Source organism: Blastococcus sp. SYSU D00922 (assembly GCF_054050495.1).
On the sequence record NZ_JBJGZL010000003.1, the window covers coordinates 346,375 to 365,328 of the forward strand.

The following is an 18,954-nucleotide window of genomic DNA, read 5'->3' on the forward strand; positions in this document are numbered from 1 at the left end:
CTCGAGGAGACGTCGCGACTACCATTATCTGGATCTATACACGTCGGCGTAATCCTCGGCGATCTTCTCCCACGTGAACCGCAGCGCGTTCCGGAGGGCTGCCGCTTGCAAGTCGCGCCTCCTGACGTCATCGCTGGCGATTTCCGTTACTCGCTGCGCAAAGGCCTGCACGTCGCCCACCGGCGCGAGATATCCGCCCTCCCCCAAGGCCTCCGGGATACCGCCCAGATTGCTCGCCACGGCTGGCGTGCCGCACGCACCTGCCTCAATCAGCACCATTCCGAACATCTCATCGCGCCTCGTGGGTAGCACCAGAGCGATCGCACCACTCAAGAGACCCCGAAGGTCACTTTCGGGGACCGGCCCCAAGTACCTTCCGCCGGCCGAATGCAGAGCATCGACGAGGCTATCGTGCGCCCCCCTGCCGAACTGCCCCACCGGGCCGGCCGCGACGACGCTCTGCTCCTTCAGCGCTAACGCCAGTTCGGGGAGCGCGTCCGAGCCCTTTTGTCGGTTCAGGCGTCCGAGGTACAAGACGTAGGGGGCCCCGTTGAGGAGTCCGTAGGCCGCGGCAACTCGCGCCGCTTCAGCGTCGTCGGGGAAGAATTGAGACGTACTGACTCCGTTATAGACGACACTGGTGCGATCCCCGTAATCGGCACCGTAGAACCGCAGGAACTCATCTCGACAGAACTCCGACACGGGACAGATGCGATGGAACGCGCGCAGCGACGTCTTCATGAGTCGTTTGCCAAGCTTCCACTTCGTCGCTCGAAAACGAAAGAAGTCAACGGTCAGAATCAGCCGGGCATGTCGAGCTCTTCGCCCCAATATCCTTGCAGCATCAGGGACGCCATGCGAATGAATCACATCAAACCTTTGTGCCCGGAGAGCCGAACGGACGCGGTACAGGTACTCATAGTCCCTGAAAGGGCGCCTCAACGAGTACGGGATGCCGTAGATTCTGACGTCGCGAACAGTCCGGACCCCTTCCTCACCAGCAGAGAAGATGGTCACCTCATGACCGGCCTTCACCTGCTCTTGGGCCAATGCAAGCACGCGCCGTTCGACGGCGCCGCCCCTGTCGTGCGTGACGGGGATCGACGTAGGAAGCAGGTGTGCTATTTTCACGCTCGGTCCAGGACTGTCTTGTAAAGTTCGATGTGCTTGCTCGCCATCATTGCAGGCGAGTACAGGCGCTCCAATTCCAGCCCCCGCGCAAAGGCTGCTCGAGCGTACTCTCCGTATCTCGCCATTGCAGCGCGGATCGCGGACGAGTAATTGGCTATGTCGCGGTCCACCAGGATGCCGGCCGGGCCGCCGATCTGCTCCCGAATCCCACCGACGTCGGTAGCGATTATTGGACAGCCCGTGATAAGAGCCTCACTGACCACAGAAGGCAGCGCCTCGGCATACGACGGCATGAGGAGTAGGTGAGCGCTCTGAAAACGTTGATAGAGTTCATCACCCCCCGCCTGGCCCAGGAAGAAGACGCGATCCTGTAGGCCCAGACTGCTTGTAAGACTCCTCAGCTCATTCTCAAGGTGGCTGTTGTGGTAAGTGAGATGGAGTCGCACATAGCTTGGCAACTGGGTCAGGGCTTGAATAGCCAGATGTATCCGCTTAACTCGGATCAGCTGTCCGACTACCGCGACATTGAATTCGTCACCGTCTTGCCACTGTCGAAGTTCGGGCTGGTGGGACACAGTGAGCGGCGGGATGCCATTGGGGATGACGAAGGTCCTCCCGGCAAGCATTGGAAGACGATCGACTTTGTCACGTCTTTCGTTTTCACTAAGGCAGACAACGGCATCCGACTTCGTCCAGACGATCCTCTCGGCGTTGCGCCGGCGAATGGTCAAGCCGTATGTGCTGGAGTGTGGCGTAAACACCATCGTCCCCGGAAGGAGCGCCTGCATCACCGCCATCTTTGACATATGGTGAACATGCACGACGTCATACTTGCAAGCGCCAATGCCAGCCTTGAAGTCCTTGAGCGATATGGTGTAAACATCCTCGCCAGCTTCCCGGAGACCAGCGGCCAGCACTTCTTCCGGAGCGGGACGTTTCCGCGCTCGAGCGTCGGGAGGCAAGCTGTAGACACCGCCAGCCAGGAGTATCCGCATCTTAGTGAGCCGATCAAACGTCGAGGCGACGCCAAAAGGCGCCCGCCGGGATATGGCCATGAGTTGTATGTGCGCGGTGGCCGATGCGCTTCGCGCAGGAGGCAGCGATCATTGAACTCCCTTTCCCGTCAAAGCACGTTCCTGAATCAGCGTCCTTAGTCGTTCTTCCTGGAGCTTCCAAACAGTCTCTCGGGAGAAGTGCTCACGGACCCACTTCCGCGCCGCTGCACGTCGGCTTACCGCTGCCGCGGGGTCCCTCATCACCGTTCGCATTGCGCTGGCCAGCGAGGTGGCATCGCCTACCGGGACAATCAGACCTCGGTCTGCGGCCGCTACATCTCGTGCCCCTGTCGCCGAAGTGGTGATGATTGGGCAGCCCGCAGCTGCCGCCTCGAGGAGCACCATGCCCAGCCCTTCTCGGTACGTGGGCAAGACGAATGCGTCACCCGCTGCGAAATAGTTCTCGGGGTTATTCACGTCGCCACAATCGATGATGTTCGGGTTAGTGGAAATTTGGTGAGCGACCGCGGGCGACACCGGGTCAGTGCGATCCTCCCGTCCCACCATCAGAAGCTTCGCCCGGGCGCCTTCGCGTTCCAAGCTGGAGAAGGCTGCGACAAGCTCTCCTACGCCCTTGTCCTTGGTACGGCGTCCGATGAACAGGAAGACGAAGTCGTCGGCCGCCAGTCCAAGCGCCTCCTTGGCCACTGCGTCGCCGGCCCTGTCGAAGCGGGCCAGGTCAACGCCGTTACATGACCCTTCGCCTAGCAGGACCGTCCGAGTGGCCCGGTAAAGGCCCATTCTCAAGGCGACGTCGCGCAAACTGGGGCTGACGGGCCAGATCTCCGTCGACAGTCGGCCAATCATGCGTTCGATGAGAGACATGATGACGCGAGCGAGTCCAGTGAGCGTCTCGAGGCGGAGACCGTGCAGCACATAGATGCGGATAGGGACACGGTTCATTGTCGCCACGAGCGAACCCAAGAGAGCTGCCTTAGGTGTGCCATAGATGATGATCGCTGGCCGCTCCCGCCGAACATGACCCCACAAACGGGCGATCGCGCCGATGTCGGCCAGAAGCGAGATTTTTCGTTCGAAGTTCACCTCGAGCATGTGAGCGCCCTCTCGGGCACCCACGCTCTCGGCGACATCGCCCCCGGGGCACGCCACCGCGACATCGAAGCCAGCCGCCCGCAAGTAGGCAAACTGTCCCATGTAGAGCCTGTCGGCGGACTGAGGGGACGACAGGCAATAGAGCACCCTCGGGGTGGGGGAGATCTTGCGGCGCGCCCCGGCCCAGCGGGGCATTCTCCAACCGGCTACTCGCTTGACCATGCCACTCATCGGGCTGGCACCCCCACAACTGTGACGCCGGGGGAGACGTCATGCACGACGCAGGCGGCGGCCCCGACGATGGACCCTGCGCCGACCGTCAAGCCTTGAAGGATCACCGCGCCGGCGCCGACCATCACGCCTCGCTGCACGTGGCACCGCCCCGAGACCGCGCCGCCTGGGTTGACCGAGACGAAGTCGTCTATGACGGAATCGTGGCCGATCATCGCGTTCGCGTTGAGATGCACGTGCTTGCCGATTATTGCGTCGGCCAGTACCTGAACGCCCCCCAGGATTACAGTTCCTTGATCGACAGACACATGGGGGGATACAACTGCTCCCGGGTGCACGACGGTAACGCTGGGGAGACCCCGCTCTGCGAATCGCTCCGCGACATGCAATCTGACAGCAGGTATGCCCAAGCCGGACACGTACCTCACATCACGCGCCTCGGCAAGCCATCCCTCGATAGGACCGAGATGCGGAACGCCACGACGCTCGAGCCGTGCCAGATTCTCATGACCTGGGGAGTCGTCGAGGACCCCCAGCACATTTAGGGTGGGGCGGTCGGCCGCCCGGTTGACTGCCTCAATCGCATCCAGGACGTTCCGCCCGAAACCGCCAGCACCCACAACCACAATGGGCTCCGCGATCACGCGTTCTGCTCCGGGCTACCGGTGAACCGGGGCATCGTCTCTGAGCCCGCTGCGGAGACGCCCTGGCGGCTGAGGACCGTCCGAACCGTCGCTGCGAGAATCTTGAAATCAAGAACTAGCCCGCGAGAATCGACATACTCCACGTCGGCTTGAAACTTCTCCTCCCAACTCAAGCCGTTGCGTCCGCGAATCTGTGCCAGTCCGGTGACTCCGGGACGTACTTCATGCCGCCGAGCCTGTTGAGGAGTGTACAACTCAAGGTAATAGGTTCTCAGCGGGCGAGGACCTACCAAACTCATATCGCCTTTGAGGACGTTCCACAACGTAGGAAGTTCGTCGAGACTGGACTTCCTGAGCGCCCGGCCCAGTCTGGTAAGTCGTTCTGCGTCGGTCCCTTCGCCGTTGCGCATGCTCCGAAACTTCACAAGGAAGAACGACTTTCCGTGCAGACCGGGGCGTTCCTGACGAAAGAGAACCGGGCGCCCCAGTCCGCCCAATACGAGAACCGCCACAACCGCCTGCACCGGAGCGGAGACAACAAGACCTACCACCGCCGCCAAGATGTCGATCATCCGCTTGAGCAAGTCGTAACCCCTCATGCCTGGCGCGATCCGAGAAATCCGGCGATGGCATCAAAGATACGGTTGGTTTGCCTCGCGCAAAGGGCGGAACCGCTGGGCAGGGTGAGGCCGCGTTCAAATAGGTGATCCGCGGCCCCCGTGACGAGCGAGCTCGCACGAGCGAACACCGGCTGGCGGTGCATCGGCTTCCAGAGTGGCCTCGACTCAATGTCGGCGGTGTCCAGAGCCTTTCGGAGGTCATCGGACGACCAGCCGGCCTCTACCGGATCGATGACGACAGCGGTCAGCCAGCAGTTGTCGTCGCCGTCGCCGGGGTGCTGGAAGACGGTCGCTCCATCGACGCCTTCGAAGAGTTCGACGTACCGCTCCCGAAGGACGCGGCGGCGGCCGATCATCTCGTCAAGTCGCTCCAGTTGCGCCAGGCCGAGGGCGGCGAGCACGTTGCTCAGGCGGTAGTTGTAGCCGATCTCCGTGTGCTCGTAGTGCACGGCGGGCTGCCGCGCCTGCGTGCTGAGGTAGCGAGCGCGATCAGCGATCCTCACATCGTCCGTGAGCAGCATGCCGCCGCCGCTCGTCGTCATCACCTTGTTGCCGTTGAAGGACAGCGCGGCGGTGACGCCGAAGGAACCGGCCGGCCGCCCCCGGTGGCTCGAACCGAGCGACTCGGCCGCGTCGGAGATCAGCGGCACTTCGAAGCGATCGCAGATCGTCGAGATGGCCGTGTAGTCGACGCATCGACCGAGCAGATCGACCGGGACTACCGCCGCGATCCGAGCGCCCTCCGACCGGAGATCACCGAGCGCCTGCTCGAGCAGCTCCGGCGAGAGGTTCCCCGTCTCCTCGTCGCAGTCGACGAAGAACGGCTCGGCGCCGGTGTAAGCCACGGCGTTCGCGGTGGCGGCGAAGGTCATCGTCGGGACGACGACCACGCTGCCCGGGCCGGCACCTACCTGAAGCAGGCCGAGGTGGAGCGCCGCCGTGCCCGACGACAGGGCCACGGCGTGCTGCCGACCGCAGCGCTCGGCGATGGCAGCCTCGAACCGGTCGACCATCGGGCCGAGCGGCGCGATCCAGCCGGACCGCACCGCCTCGACGACCAGCTCCTCCTCGCGGGCGCCGACGTCGGGTGGCGAGAGGAGGATGCGTCCGCTCACTGCTGCGCCCCCGACTGCGCGAGACGGGTCTCGATCGGGTCGACCTGGAGAACCGCTTCGAGCGGCGGGAAGGGGCGCGCCAGCCAGCCCTCGAGGTCGCCCTCGATGGCCGGAACCGGCACGTGGCTGATCAGGGGGTGCACGGGCCGGCTGTCCTGCTCCTCGCGGCCGAACAGCTCCTCGTGCAGCTTCTCGCCGGGGCGCAGGCCGGTGAACCGGATGCTGATGGGTCGGCCCTCCATGGCGATGAGCTGGGCGGCCACGTCGGCGATGCGCACTGGCTCCCCCATGTCCAGCACGAGGGCCTCACCGCCGGTGCCGATTGCCCCGGCCTGGATCACGAGCTGCACCGCCTCGGGGATCGTCATGAAGAAGCGGGTGACCTCCGGGTCGGTGACCGTCACCGGGCCACCCCGGGCGATCTGGGCGGCGAACGTCTCGAGCACGGAGCCCCGGCTACCCAGGACGTTGCCGAACCGCACGGACAGAAACCGGCCCTCGTTGCGCTGCGCGTAAGTGGCGGTGAGCTTCTCGGCCATCCGCTTGGTCCGGCCGAGGACGTTGACCGGGTCGGCGGCCTTGTCGGTCGAGACGTTGATGAAGTGGCTCACGCCGACCGCTGTCGCTGCCTCGAGCACGTTCCGCGTGCCGAGGACGTTGGTCTTCCACCCCTCGCTCGGGTACTGCTCGAGCATGTTGACGTGCTTGAGCGCGGCCGCGTGGAAGACCACATCGGGCTGACGCTGCAGGAACAGCTCGCACAGGGCATCCCGGTCACGGATGTCCGCCAGGATCGCGTCAGGCAGGTGCAGTTGCGCCTCACCGTGGATGCTCAGGCTCACCGCGTGCAGTGCCGACTCATCGCGGTCGAGCATCATCAACTCGGCCGGAGCGAACGTGCTGATCTGCCGGCAGAGCTCCGAGCCGATCGAGCCGCCGGCGCCGGTGACGAGCACCCGCTTGCCCTTGAGGTAGCCCGCGATCTCGCCCACGTTGGTGTCGATCTGGTGGCGACCCAGAAGGTCGGCGATGTCGATGTCGCGCACGTCGCGGATGCCAACGCGGCGGTTCAGCAGGTCGGACAGCGACGGGAGCACCTTGACGGTGAGGCCGGCCGACGTGGCGCGCTGGGAGAGGTCACGCACCATCGCCGAATCCGCTGAGGGAACCGCGAGCACGAGGACCTCGGCATCGGTGGCAATGGCAGCCGAGGCGATCTGCTCTCGTCCGCCGAGCATCCGCACCCCGCGCACCCGGAAATGACGCTTCGCGAGATCGTCGTCGAGGAGCCCGACAGGGACGAACGGGCTCGACGGATCACCCAGCATGGAGCGCACGAGCTGGTGCCCGGCATCCCCCGCCCCGAAGACGAGCGTCGGCTGCCCCTGACGGGGCCGCACCGCACCCTCACGCTGGCTGCGGATGGCCAGCCGGTAGGTCAGCATAAGAACGAAGGCGACGATCCCGCCGAGCAGCGGCGCGCTCAACGGAAGAAGTCGCGGGTTCCCGGCGATCAGGTCGGCGGCGAACGCCGCCATCGCGGCGGTGGCCACAGCCGCGGCGAGCGCCTTGAACTCGTCGGCACTGCCCACGGCGTAGCGCCCTTGGTGCAGACGGAGGACCACCGAGACAGCCACGAACGCCGCACCGCCCGCCGCAGTGACGATGAGAAGCCCAGCGAGGCTCACGCTGTCGAGGTCACCGTCGTAGCGAGCCGCCGCAACGAGCGTGAACCCGACGGGGAGAGAGAGCAGGTCGGCCATGACCATGGCGAGGCGCGCCAGCTTCCAGAACGCACCGGACCGCGGGATCACGAGGCCGACCTCCGATCAGGCAGCAGACCGGCAGCACCGAGCCGGTGGTTGGACGCGGGGACACATGTAGAACGGACGGGTCCGCCGTTGGTGACGGGTCTGACGGAGATGACGCTGCTCAGGACCGAGCACCTCCATCGGAGCCCGTCGTCAGGTCATCGAGGGGAGAGTGACGGCGCCGGCCGGTGCGCCGCCCGGGGCGGCCGCGCTTCGGCTCCGGGACCGGAACTCGGCCCGGGTCGGCCTCGTAGCCGTAGCCATAGCCGTAGCTGCGGGCGATGGACGCGGACTGGGGCACCCGATTGAGTACGACCCCCAGCAGCTTCGCGTCGATGCGCGCCAGAACTGCGGCAGCCTCTTCGAGCTGCTCGCGCCGCGTGGAGCCGTATCGGGTGGTGATGAGACACCCGTCGGCCGCGACGCTGAGCACGGCGGCGTCCGTCACGGGCAGCAGCGGCGGGGTGTCGATGACGACGAAGTCGTAGTCCTCGCGCAGCCGCTCCAGCAGGCCGCGCATGTGACCCGAGCCGAGCATCTCGCTGGGGTTCGGCGGCATCGGGCCGGCCGCGAGCACCGAGAGCTTGCCGTCACCCCACGGCTGCAGCACCTCGTGCAGCTCCGCCGTCCCTGCGAGCACGTTGGTGAGTCCGGCCCCGCCCACCAGCCCCATGTAGCGGGTGACCCGCGGCCGGCGGAGGTCGGCCTCGAGCAGCACCACCCGGCTGCCCGACTGCGCCAGCGCAGTGGACAGGTTCACGGCGAGCGTCGACTTGCCCTCACCGGGCACCGAGCTCGCGACGACGATCACCTTGGGTGGGTTGTCGACGTCGAGGAACTGCAGGTTCGTCCGGATGGCGCGGAACGCCTCGGCCGTCGGCGTGTGGTCGTCGGCCGCGGTGATGACGTGCTTCTCGTCCAGACGTGAGTCCTCGAGCACGGTGCCGATGACGCCCGCGCCGGTCAGCGCATCGACGTCGTCGTTCGTCTTGACCGTGTTGTCGAGCCGGCTGCGAAGGAGCGCGAGCCCGAGGCCGATCAGGAGGCCGAGGACGGCACCCAACGCGAGATTGCGCGTCCAGTCCGGGCTGACGGGATCCGCATTGAGCTTCGGCGCCTGGACGGTGGTGACCTTGACGGTCGACGCCTCGGCGCCCTCGGGAGTCTCGAGCTCGGTCACCCGCTCGGTGAACTGCTCACCGAGCGACGCGGCGATGTCGCGGGCGCGCTCGGCCGAGGTGTCGGTCACCGTGACCTCAAGGATGACGGTGTCGGGCAGAGCTCGGGCGGCGACCTTGCGGGCGACCGCCTCCGCGCTCAGGTCCAGGCCGAGGTCGTCGACGACCTCCTCCGCCAACTGCTCACCGGTCAGGAGCTCGGCGTACGAGGTGACGCGCTGCTGGGAGAAGAGGTTGCCCTGGTACGCGGCCGAGGTGTCGGTGGTGCCGGCGACCGAGACGAACAGCCGGGTCGACGACGAGTAGAGCGGAGTAGCCGCCCAGCTCAGGGCACCGGCGAGGAGAAGTCCGACGAGGATCCCGCTGACGAGGAGCCACCAGCCAGAACGCACCGCACCCAGCACGTCCTTCAGATCCAACAGAGCCCCCGCTCGAACAGCACGGGCCTACCCCCGTCGGAGGCCCGCGTCGACCCCGCCGACCTCCGATGGTTGAGAGTCGAACGGGCATGCGAACGGTACCTGTGAGGGCCCATTCTCCGGGAGCCCCCGAAGGCCAGAAGGTGTCCGATTCGACCCTTTCGCGGGGCGTCGTCACTCCTTGGTGAAGCGATTCGCGGCAGCACATCGATCGAGGGTGAGCAGTCCATTACGGAACGGAGTCGGAACTCTGTCGTCGGTCGATCACCCGAGACTGCCCCACCCCATGTCGAAGACGTCACGCGGGCGGCGGCAGGTAGCCGTCTTGGACTGCTCGCACGTAGAGGTCGCGACGAGTGGGTGCGTCCCGGCCGACCTCGCGGTACTTGGCCCGGATGCGACGGAGATGGGTCTTGAACGTTTCCGGGTTCATCCCGAGACCCCGTGCGGCGACATCGAGGAGCTCGTTGCCTGCCGAGTAGGCGACGAGGACGTCGCGCTGCCTCGACGCGAGCACAGGCCGCCGCAACGGAGCCTGCGGCGGAGCAGCCGGAGGTGAGATCAGCACGTCCAGAGCGGAGCACGCCTCCAGCACCGCGAGCGACGTCGCCGTGTCGGACCAGCCCGTCACCACGACGCCCGGTACTCCGGCCAGGAGGCCGGCGAGCCGGCGCCGCTGTTCCTCGTCACCCCCGACCAGGGTCACCGCCAGCGGGGCGATGCTCTCCTCGCGAGGCCGCGGAACCGTGTCCGAGGGCAGCGTGCGAGACGGCATCGGCTGAGCGGTGAGTTCGGCCAGGTGCTGCGACATTGCGCCCTCCCGGGGACGTAGCGGACCACTGCGGGGGCAGAGCAGAGGCAGCACCCGGGAACGCTTTGCGGTACGCATACCGAACCGGGGCCTCCCACGCCCCGGCAAGGAAGTCTGGGCGCGAGGTACCGCAAGTTCGCGCATGCGCGGAACGGCGATGGCGCGGTCAACCGGCCCACTGCCCCTCGGCGTGCGATAAATACCCCCCAGCTTCGTGAGCACGGGGGTGCGATGACGGACACGGCGGGCGTACCAGGGCAGCAGTCGGTGTCGGCTGATCCCTTCGTCGCTCAGGTGAATTGGTTGGTGGCCGCGGCGGGGGGCAAGGAGCAGCTGTCCAGTCGCAGTGGCGGCCTCGTCAGCGTCCGCACCCTGGACAACTGGACGGCCGGCAGCTATCCGCGCACCAAGGTGACCGGAGCGGTCCGCGAGCTGGACACGTGGGCCCGCGCGGAGATGCCCGGATACCCGGACGCCGCGGGCGTCCCCGCCCTGATCCACTCCTGCGGCCCGTCGAGCCGCACCGCAGAACCGCTCGTCGTCACCGGCCCCGCCACGGCAGCGCCCGAGGAGCCCGTCGTGGAGGGGCGTCGGCGCTGGTTCCGCTGGGTCCTCGTGGCTGCCGCCCAACTGCTCGTCATCGCCGTCACCGCCTTCGTAACGGCGCTCGTGGTCGACGAGGACGACGCCACTGCCGCGGCGGATCCGACCGAGACCGCGGAGGACCTCGTCAACGTGCCTCTACCGAGCACCGGTGACGGCCGGCTGAGACAGGAAGAGGCAGGCAGCATCGGCGCCAATACCTTCGCCGACCCCCGCACGTTGGAGGGGGGCGGAACCGCGATCCCGCCGCACACCGTGCTGGAGGTGCGCTGCCGCTACTACGCGCCGAGCGTTCCCAGCGTCACGCCCGACGGCTTCTGGTACCTCATCGAGACCGAGCCGTGGAACGGCCTGTGGTCCCCCGCCAACTCCTACATGAACGGCGACGTCCCGGGCGGCCCGTACGTGCACAACACGGATTTCGACGTCCCGGTGTGCGAATAGCCCTCAGGGCTCCAGCTGGCGTTGCACCCTGTCCGCCTGCTCCTGGGCCCTTTGCAGCGCCACGACCATCCTCGTGCCGGCGTCCACCAGCGGCTGGAAGCGCTGCGCATCGAACCGTCGACGGAGGTCGTCGGACCAGCCCGCCGTGTCCGACCGCGCCCGCTCCAGCTCGGCCCGCGCCGCCTCCACCATGCGCATCGTCTCCTGCAGCCTCATTCGCCGGCCCCCGCCCGCCCGCCGTTCGAGCGCTTGCGCTGCTCGACCTCGACCTCCTTCCAGAGCTGCTGCTGCTCCCCGACGCGCTGCTCCTCCCGTTGCGACACCGAGGTGACGCGCTGAGCGGTCGGCAGGGCTCCCTGCGAGGCGTTGCCGACCACTGTGGCGACGTCGACAGTTCCCACCAGCACTTCGGCGGCGACACCGATCGTCGTGAGCGCACCACGGAGGGCGCCCCCGAAGCTGTCCCCGCTGATCTCCGCGAGCTTGCTCTGGAGGCCGCCGAGGATCGCGGAGGCCGCTGAACCCTGCTCGGACACCGCGGCCTCCGCCGCCTGCAACGAGACCACGAGATCCGAGCAAGCTGCGGCCAGCGTCGCCGCCGCACGTCGCGCCGCGTGGAGCTCGTGCAGCGCCCGCTGCAACCGCTGCTGAGCCGCAGCGATCGCCTGCTGCGCCTGCGCCCTCTGAGCTTCCGGCGCCCGTCCGGCCGCCTGCCGGGCGTGTTCGAGCTCGGCCGCTGCCCGGTCCGCCACGGCCCGACGCCCATCCACCACCTGCTGAGCCCGGGCCTGGGCCACCGCGGCCTCCCGGCGCGCTACCGCTGCCGCGTCGCGCAGTCGCTCGGCGTATCGCACGACGGCCTTCTGCAGCTGCTGGACGGCATGCCTCTCGGCCTTGATGACGTCTGACACAGCTGGTCACATCCTCGTCGAGCGGATGTCCTCGAGCTTGCGCGCCAGGTCCTTGAGGCCCTTCACCATCGCCGTCACCTCGCCGCTCATGAAGCGGTCGAGCCCCTTCTGCAGGTCTCGGTACCGGGCCTCGAACTTGTCCTTCTGGGGGTCGTGCCAGTTCGCGGCGTTCAGTGCGCCCCGCACCTTCTTGCCAGCCGCCGCGACGTCCTGCTGGTACGCGGCCAGAGCCGCGGCCAGCTTCCTGACGTCCTGCGGACTGGCGTTGACCAGATCAGCCACGATCGTCTCCTCGCCGTCCCGGCGACGCCGAACCGGTCGCCACAGTCGTGTACCCGCGGATCCGCCTCGCGGTCCCCTGTGTCAGGTCACCGACGAGCAGCTGGCCGTGGCGGAGCGGCGGAACGTCGCCGTACTGGCCGCTCGTCGTCGCCAGGTCCTGCTGGCTGGCCGCGCTGCCGGCGATCCGCATGGTCAGCTCCTGCAGGACGTCCGCCCCGAGCCGTCGCTCCACGGTACGGACGCTGTCGGCGCTCATGACGACGTGGACGCCGACCTCCGGGCCCTCGCGCAGCAGGTCGGCCAGCTGCTCACCGGCTGCGGGCTCTCCGGAGTCATCGGCGTCGAAGGGGTCCGCGGGGGAGAGCGCCAGCGCGCGCTCCAGACCGGTCATGACCAGCAGCCGCGCGGGAGCCCGGTACTCCCCCGCCGCCGTTCGCTCCACCACCGTCGACGTCAGCTCCGCCAGCACGGGGCCGAGACCGCGCGATCGGACGTAGGCGGCACCCGTCTCGGCGGCGACGTCGAGGACGCTCAGCGTGCCGTCGACCTCCTCGTCGTCCCCCATGAAGTCGACGACCGTCACACCCGCCCGTTGCGCGGCGGCAGCGAGCAGGAAGGAGTGCACGACACCCCGCACCGCGGGATCGCGGCCGGCCAGGTCCTCGCGGTCGCCCACGATGAGGACGCCGGCGCCGCGCGATCTGCGCAGGACCACCACGTCCCGCTCGGCGAGCGTGAACGGCTCCCCGATCGGGACGGTCAGCCGGGCGCCCGACCCCGTCAGGTGCAGCGCGTCGGGCGGCCTGGGGACGACGGCGTCACCGTCGAAGACGCGTGCACGGCGCGTCCATCCGGCGCCCTGGGCCTTCCGCGCCAGTTGGCCGATCAGCGCACCGCGCTCCTCCGTGCTGACGTAGAGCCCCTGGAACGGCTGGTTCCTCGACTCGTCCCCCCGCGAGGGGTTGAAGAGCCCCTCGCCGGTACGCGCGAGCAGGCGGGGCGCCTTGTTCGTGTCCCCCATGACGATCTCGGCGTCGTACTCGTTGCACATGAACGCCACGCGCTGCGGGAGGAGCATCAGCGTCGGACGATCCATGGCCGGCATGCTGGACAGCGTCTGCGACGCGACGACGACGTGGACGCCGGAGAACGGGCCCATCCGGACGATGTTGCTGAACGCGTCGAACGCTGCCATGCCGACGTTGTCAGGCTCCTCGAACAGCTCGTGGAACTCGTCCATGACCAGGACGATCCGCGGCAGGACAGCACCGGTCGCCGCGCGGTACTCGGTGAGGTTGGCTCGCCCTGCACCATCCGCCTTCATGAGCTCGGCCCGCCGGCGGATCTCCGCCTCCAGGCTCTTCAGAACGGCGAGCGAGAACTCGCGTTCGCTGTGCACCGAGACCATCCGGGCATGCGGCAGCTCTTCGTAGACCTTGAACTCGACACCGTGCTTGGCGTCGATCAGGTACAGCTCGAGCTCCTCGGGCGGGTAGAGCATGGCCATCGTCAAGATGAGCGCGTGCAGGGACGTTGTCTTGCCCGAGCGAGGCAGACCGACCATGATCGCGCCGCCGGCGACCTCGGTCGACGAGAAGTGCATCGCCGTCACGCCTTGCGCGCCGCTGCGTCCCAGGGGCGCCACGGCGCTGCCGGCGGTCCGCGCCCCCCACCACGTCGCCGGATCGCGGGAGACCGGCGCGGCATCCGGCACGTACTCCGGCTGGACTCCGCCACGGTTCCGGCTCAGGACCGGCAGGAGGCTGTCCAGGGTGACCGCCGGCGGCCGTGCGTGCCGCTCCCGCACCTGCGCTCCCACCGCGGCGAGCAGAGCAGCGAAACCCGTCTCCGGGTGGCCGTCCGAGGCGAAGGCGACGGGTGCCGCGCTGTCCGGAACCAGCTCGAATTCGATCTCGCCGAGCGGGTCGGTGAGCCGCAACCGCGCCCGCCCGCGGGTCCACTCAACCTTCTGCATGCTGTGCACCAGGCGCTCGATCGGCACCTGTCCCCTGTCGTCGCTCCGCTCAGCACGCCGGTCGTGGTGCAGCACGGTATAGACCCCGCACCGCGGGCCGTTCTCGATGAGGCTCAGCAGCTGGCGCTGAGCCCGCTCGGAGAAGCCCGTCGGGTAGTCGAACACCGCCAGGACGCGATAGGGCTCGGCCACCTCACCGGCATGCCGGTTGTAGTCGTCGATCGACTCGAACTGGCCTCGCAGGTACGACGAGATGACCACCTCCAGGTGACTGGACAGGTCGTCCATCAGGCGCTCGATGTCGCGCTCCGCCGTCCAGGTCTTCTCGTCCACGAGCCGGCTGTCGTACTCGGCCAGGTGACGGAATTCCGCGACCGACTGCCCCAGGGACACCGGGTCGACGACCTTGAGGTGCAGCCCCCCGGGGGGAACAGCCGCGAGCAGCCGCAGCAGTAATGCCTTGAGCAGGCCGGTCGCGGAGTCGCGATCCGCCACGTCGGATGCCAGCGCGAGCCCGGCCTCGAGGGGGAAGACGGCCAACGCCGGCACGGCGCCGACGCCGAGCGCAGGCGGGAGGTCGACCAGCAGGTCACCGAGCCGGAGGTAGTGCTGGACCGCGTCGGCCGGCGCCGGTGCCCCCCACCCCGGATCGGACCAGGCGCGGCCGGCCAGCCCGACGGACGACTCGACCGCGGCGGTCGCCGCCCGCACTTCACCGGCCAGTCGTCGCTGGTCGGCGAAGCGTTGCTCGCTCTCGGCGGCCAGGGTGACCTCGGCAGCCCCGGACACCTCACGGACGCGGTCCGCGATGAATGCCTGCTCGAGAACCGGCACGGCACGGTGGATCGAGTCGAGCAGATCGAGTTCACGCCACAGGTCCTCCGGGACCGTCGGCATCGACTTCTCCCGCTTGAACAGTCGCCCGTGCCAGGTCGCGAGGGCTGCCTGTACCTCGTTCACCCGGCGCCGGGCATAGGGGGCGAGGGTCGACCACTCCTCAATCGCAGCCGACAGCGAGACCGGCGGCGGACCCGGATCCACGTGCCGCACCTCGACGATGGGCCAACGGTCCAGGTCGGCGCGCAGCTCGCCACCCAGGGACGCGCCGCCCGTGCTGCCGGGGGCGCGCGCGAGGAGCAGCGCCGCCTCCGCCCGCGCCTCCTTCTCGGCGGCGGCGACGTCCTGCCGGAGCTGGTCGTCCAGGCGCCCCAACTCCGCCGCGTCCCGCGCACAGGCCGCGTGCAACCGGGCGATCGCATGCAGCATGCGGCGCATCAGCTGGTCGGCGGAGGGCGCGGGCGCCTGCGCTCGGCGCGACGTCGTCACGACGGGGGCCGTGCGGCGTGCAGCCGCTCGCGCTGGCGTCGGGTCATGACGTCGGCCGGCATGGCCACCCCGAGGATGCCGGATTCCGCGACGAGCACGATCGCACGCTCCAGCAAGAGCTCGTAGCCAGCGGTGCGGAGGGCCCCGAGGTCCAGGTAGTCCTCGACGAATCGAGCAGCCCCCAGCGAGGACCACACCCCGTGGTGCACCGCGCGATCGTCCAGCACGGCCTCGGCCAGCCGCTCGACGAACAGAGCGTGGTCGACGCCGGTCGCGGCGGCGACGGCCGGGCGCACCACACCCGGCTCGAAGGAGATGTCCGGGCTGACCAGCAGCGGCCCCCGGTGGACCAGCAGGCCGAAGTCCCACATCGCCCGCGCTGCCTCGTCGACCGGCCCCGGTGGCACGCCCGGCGCAGAAGGCACCCGCCCGATCCGGCGGCCGGCGGCCGCGGCGACGGCCGCGTCGAAGTAGTACTGCCGAGTGGGACCGAACCCGGAGTCGAAAACCGGCGGCCCGAAGAATCCGTCGTGCGGCGGCGGCCCCCCGGTCAGCTCGGTGAAGCGCGGGGTGTCGATCGGCGCCAGGTGGATGGCCAGGTTCGTGACCCGCATCCGGTGGATGGCGAGCAGCCCAGCGTCGACCAGGTCGTCGGCGCCGGATTCGGGAGCCAGGAACTCGCGCACGAACTTCCAGGCGCCGACCTTCTCCCACTCACCGCGCGCTGCGTGCCGGCGCAGTTCGGCGACGACCTCGGCCGCATCCGGACCGTCGGGCGGGATGCACCGTGGGACGAGAGCCGAGACCAACCCGTACGGGTCCCTGACACCGCTCTGCTCGCCGAGGAACTCGAACCGGCCGAAGTCGGCGAGCGCGTCCGACCCGATGGCGTCGACGACCCCCGGCTTGCGGCTCCACCAGGCCACGCCGGCCCCTACGCCCGCGTCATCTGCGTGACGGCCTGCTGCTGGTCCCGGTTCAGGACCGAGAAGGCACCTTCGGCCAACCTCAGGCACCCGCGCCGGATCTCAGGCGCCCGAGGATGCGCGGCGCCGTCCCGGGCTCCGACGAATCGCGCGGCCAGGTCGATCACCTGCCGGACGTTCGTGCGGACACCGTTGTCGGTCTCCGCGTCCTCGCCGGCGGAGTGGGCGAGCCAGAAGCAGAGGTCGTCAGCAACACCGTCCGGATCGCCGTTCTCCAGGCCGATCCAGACGAGGTGGAACAGGATGCTGCCCGGTCCTGAGAAGCGGGCGTAAGTACCTGCCTCGATCGCCGTCCTGACCCGGGCGCGCGCCTCGGAGACCGCCGCCGGATCCCGCCGGAGCACGGCGTCCCTGAACTGCCAGACCAGCCACTGGTCCTGGTGGTAGCCGCCACCTCTCCCGGGGTCGTTCCGGAGGATCCACTGGAGCTCGACGCCCTCGGCGTCGTGCTTCCACGGCGGATCCAGCTGCGGATCCGCCGCCGTCCCGCAGCTGGGGCACGCCTTGGGCCAGCGCCGGACCGGCTCATGCTCGCCGATTCCGCAATCCTGGTCGGGGCAGATCCAGCCGTGAGCAGTCGCGCCCGGCGGTGGCAGGTAGCCGTACGACGTCCTGGGCAGGGACGTGGACGTGGACCTGAACCAGCTCACCGTTGCCCTCCTTCCCGATGCTTGCCTGCTGGGTCAGAGGACTCAGAGGTTGCCGTCCGTGACGGCGAGCCGCTGGTCCGCTGCCTGGAAGTGCTCGAGGAACTTGCGGGTCATACGCGCCGATCGGGCGCCGCCGAGCAGCCCGTGCTGGGACACCAGCTGCACGGAACGTTCGCCACCGCGGTCGTCGACGTACATGTGCACGTGGGTGCCGTTGCCCTGGCCGCCACCGTTGAACTTCAGGATGTTGATGCCGATGGCGAAGTCGGGCACGCCGTCGACCGAGGCGAAGGGCGAGTCGAAGGTCGGCGTGTAGTACCCCGTCGCTGCACCGTTGCCCATCGCACCCGCCACCGTCTCGAAGATCTTCCCCTTCACCCCGCGCGTGGCATCTCCGGCGGTCCGGAAGATGTCCGCGCATTCCTTCACGGACAGCCCGGTGGTGAAGACGATTCCCTTTTGACCCATGACGCGTCCTCTCGATTCGGCGGCGGGGAACTGAGCAGGCGGCAGACATTCGACGACATTCACCGAGGACGCCCCCGCGCCGTCCCGATCACATCCCGATGCCAATCCGGCGAGGATCCGAGAACGTGTGCGCGATTGCTCCCGCAAGCGCTTCGAGCCCGTGTCCACGCCAGGAGTCGGACGCTAACAACCACCAATCTGCCCGCCAAGAGCGCGGAAGTCGGCGGACTGTGACCTGTCTGGGGTACATGGCAGGAACTGGTCGGAGAACGCGCCGCGCCCTACCGTTGAGCTTTCTCCACCGTCCAGCGGCGAGGTAGGGCATGGGCTATTCAGGGGACCGCGACATGCATTGCAGCAAGGAAGGAAAAAGGACGCGCCACGTCCGTTGTCCGCAGTGCAATGGTAAGGGCGGCGGCTGGTCGACCCAGTGCCCGCACTGCCAGAACAGTGGCTACAAGTGCATCAACGGTGTGCACGACCGCTGGCACAGCTGATCAGCACGTGCTCGTCACGTTGTGCCGTCAAGCCCCTGGAACCGGCGACCGAGACTCTCCCGCATCCGGGCGGCGTCAGCGGGCGGCTTCGCCGGCCAGGCGCCTCGCCCGGCGGGGAGGACGTTGACGCCGTGAGAGGCGGCGGTGGCCCGGAAGCTCAGATCAACCTGAGGCAGCGCGGCCAGGAGCAGGGTCCCGACGAAGCCGAGTGAGGTCGTGCTCGTCCTGCCCAGTCGCCGTCGGCTGTCCGCCCCGGTGACGACCTCCGCGCCCAGGGCGCCGTCGGTCGGAAGCGCACGCCCGAGCAGGCCGCCGAGCACGGAGCCCACGCGCTCCAGCACCCAGGAGCGGCCCGGCAACGGCGGGAGCACTCTGAGCAGCCGCTCCAGCTCACGATCGAGCGCGCTCTCGGTGAGCACCTGGGAAACGGGAGCCGTGTGCAACGCGGTGACCGCCGACCAGGGGATGTCCTCGTCGTCCAGCCCGATCCCCAGCGGGCCGACTGCCACGCGGCCGAACCTGTCCAGCACAGCGAGCGCCCGGCGCGCAACGGGGTTGACCTGACCGCTTGCGCTGACCAGGGCGCTGACGGACAGCTCCCAGTGCGACGTCGCGGGAGCGGCAGGAAGGCCGTGCCGCTCGAGCATCGCCGCCATCGACGGCGGCCCCTCGGCGGGCGTCATCTTGCTCATTCCGGCGGTGCCGAGCCGGCGGGCATCCCGCGCCATCCCCCGCAGGTCCATG

At 68.4% G+C, this 18,954-nt stretch carries 18 protein-coding genes; 1 reads left to right on the forward strand and 17 read right to left on the reverse strand.

All coding sequences use genetic code 11. The annotated features are described in order from the left end of the window. Positions 1-24: 24 nt before the first annotated feature. The 9 genes from ACI78T_RS06660 to ACI78T_RS06700 all read right to left on the reverse strand — a co-directional run bounded on the left by ACI78T_RS06660 (position 25) and on the right by ACI78T_RS06700 (position 10,068). Complete coding sequence (locus ACI78T_RS06660; protein ID WP_456557293.1) at positions 25-1,131, reverse strand: glycosyltransferase family 4 protein; 1,107 nt, start codon at positions 1,129-1,131, stop codon at positions 25-27. Then, on the reverse strand, positions 1,128-2,186 hold the full coding sequence (locus ACI78T_RS06665; protein ID WP_456557294.1) for a glycosyltransferase family 4 protein: 1,059 nt from the start codon (positions 2,184-2,186) through the stop codon (positions 1,128-1,130). Before ACI78T_RS06665 ends, ACI78T_RS06660 begins: the two co-directional genes overlap by 4 nt. Before the next feature lie 48 nt (positions 2,187-2,234). Then, on the reverse strand, positions 2,235-3,470 hold the full coding sequence (locus ACI78T_RS06670) for a glycosyltransferase family 4 protein (RefSeq protein WP_456557295.1): 1,236 nt from the start codon (positions 3,468-3,470) through the stop codon (positions 2,235-2,237). After that, entirely contained in the window at positions 3,467-4,114 is a 648-nt protein-coding gene (locus tag ACI78T_RS06675; RefSeq protein WP_456557296.1) for a NeuD/PglB/VioB family sugar acetyltransferase, read from the reverse strand. The genes ACI78T_RS06670 and ACI78T_RS06675 overlap by 4 nt, the downstream gene beginning before the upstream one ends. Continuing rightward, positions 4,111-4,686 carry a sugar transferase gene (locus ACI78T_RS06680; protein ID WP_456557297.1) on the reverse strand — a complete coding sequence of 192 codons (576 nt, stop codon included), beginning with the start codon at positions 4,684-4,686 and terminating at the stop codon, positions 4,111-4,113. The genes ACI78T_RS06675 and ACI78T_RS06680 overlap by 4 nt, the downstream gene beginning before the upstream one ends. Before the next feature lie 23 nt (positions 4,687-4,709). Next, positions 4,710-5,849, reverse strand: a complete 1,140-nt coding sequence (locus tag ACI78T_RS06685; protein ID WP_456557298.1) for an aminotransferase class I/II-fold pyridoxal phosphate-dependent enzyme — start codon at positions 5,847-5,849, stop codon at positions 4,710-4,712. Next, on the reverse strand, positions 5,846-7,663 hold the full coding sequence (locus ACI78T_RS06690; protein WP_456557299.1) for a polysaccharide biosynthesis protein: 1,818 nt from the start codon (positions 7,661-7,663) through the stop codon (positions 5,846-5,848). The genes ACI78T_RS06685 and ACI78T_RS06690 overlap by 4 nt, the downstream gene beginning before the upstream one ends. Positions 7,664-7,781: 118 nt before the next feature. Next, positions 7,782-9,257, reverse strand: a complete 1,476-nt coding sequence (locus ACI78T_RS06695; RefSeq protein WP_456557300.1) for a polysaccharide biosynthesis tyrosine autokinase — start codon at positions 9,255-9,257, stop codon at positions 7,782-7,784. Positions 9,258-9,555: 298 nt separating this feature from the next. Next, positions 9,556-10,068, reverse strand: a complete 513-nt coding sequence (locus ACI78T_RS06700; protein WP_456557301.1) for a hypothetical protein — start codon at positions 10,066-10,068, stop codon at positions 9,556-9,558. A 231-nt stretch (positions 10,069-10,299) separates the two neighbouring features. On the opposite strand from ACI78T_RS06700, the gene ACI78T_RS06705 reads away from it, so the two are divergent. Further along, positions 10,300-11,115 (forward strand): hypothetical protein, encoded by an 816-nt coding sequence (locus tag ACI78T_RS06705; RefSeq protein WP_456557302.1) that lies wholly within the window; start codon positions 10,300-10,302, stop codon positions 11,113-11,115. A gap of 3 nt (positions 11,116-11,118) precedes the next feature. Here ACI78T_RS06705 and ACI78T_RS06710 read toward each other — a convergent pair whose 3' ends face one another. The 8 genes from ACI78T_RS06710 to ACI78T_RS06745 all read right to left on the reverse strand — a co-directional run bounded on the left by ACI78T_RS06710 (position 11,119) and on the right by ACI78T_RS06745 (position 18,953). Beyond that, complete coding sequence (locus tag ACI78T_RS06710; protein ID WP_456557303.1) at positions 11,119-11,331, reverse strand: hypothetical protein; 213 nt, start codon at positions 11,329-11,331, stop codon at positions 11,119-11,121. Continuing rightward, positions 11,328-12,026 (reverse strand): hypothetical protein, encoded by a 699-nt coding sequence (locus ACI78T_RS06715; RefSeq protein ID WP_456557304.1) that lies wholly within the window; start codon positions 12,024-12,026, stop codon positions 11,328-11,330. Before ACI78T_RS06715 ends, ACI78T_RS06710 begins: the two co-directional genes overlap by 4 nt. A gap of 6 nt (positions 12,027-12,032) precedes the next feature. After that, positions 12,033-12,308, reverse strand: a complete 276-nt coding sequence (locus ACI78T_RS06720; RefSeq protein WP_456557305.1) for a hypothetical protein — start codon at positions 12,306-12,308, stop codon at positions 12,033-12,035. Further along, positions 12,301-15,609 (reverse strand): FtsK/SpoIIIE domain-containing protein, encoded by a 3,309-nt coding sequence (locus tag ACI78T_RS06725; protein ID WP_456557306.1) that lies wholly within the window; start codon positions 15,607-15,609, stop codon positions 12,301-12,303. Before ACI78T_RS06725 ends, ACI78T_RS06720 begins: the two co-directional genes overlap by 8 nt. After that, a complete protein-coding gene (locus ACI78T_RS06730) occupies positions 15,606-16,535 on the reverse strand; it encodes a hypothetical protein (RefSeq protein ID WP_456557307.1) in 930 nt (309 codons plus the stop codon). The genes ACI78T_RS06725 and ACI78T_RS06730 overlap by 4 nt, the downstream gene beginning before the upstream one ends. Positions 16,536-16,543: 8 nt before the next feature. Further along, positions 16,544-17,245, reverse strand: coding sequence for a hypothetical protein (locus tag ACI78T_RS06735; protein WP_456557308.1), 702 nt, complete (start codon positions 17,243-17,245; stop codon positions 16,544-16,546). A gap of 42 nt (positions 17,246-17,287) precedes the next feature. Next, the gene (locus tag ACI78T_RS06740; RefSeq protein ID WP_456557309.1) at positions 17,288-17,713 is read right to left on the reverse strand and encodes a hypothetical protein; all 426 of its coding nucleotides are present in this window, start codon (positions 17,711-17,713) and stop codon (positions 17,288-17,290) included. A 511-nt stretch (positions 17,714-18,224) separates the two neighbouring features. Then, a complete protein-coding gene (locus tag ACI78T_RS06745) occupies positions 18,225-18,953 on the reverse strand; it encodes a hypothetical protein (protein ID WP_456557310.1) in 729 nt (242 codons plus the stop codon). Position 18,954: the final 1 nt, after the last annotated feature.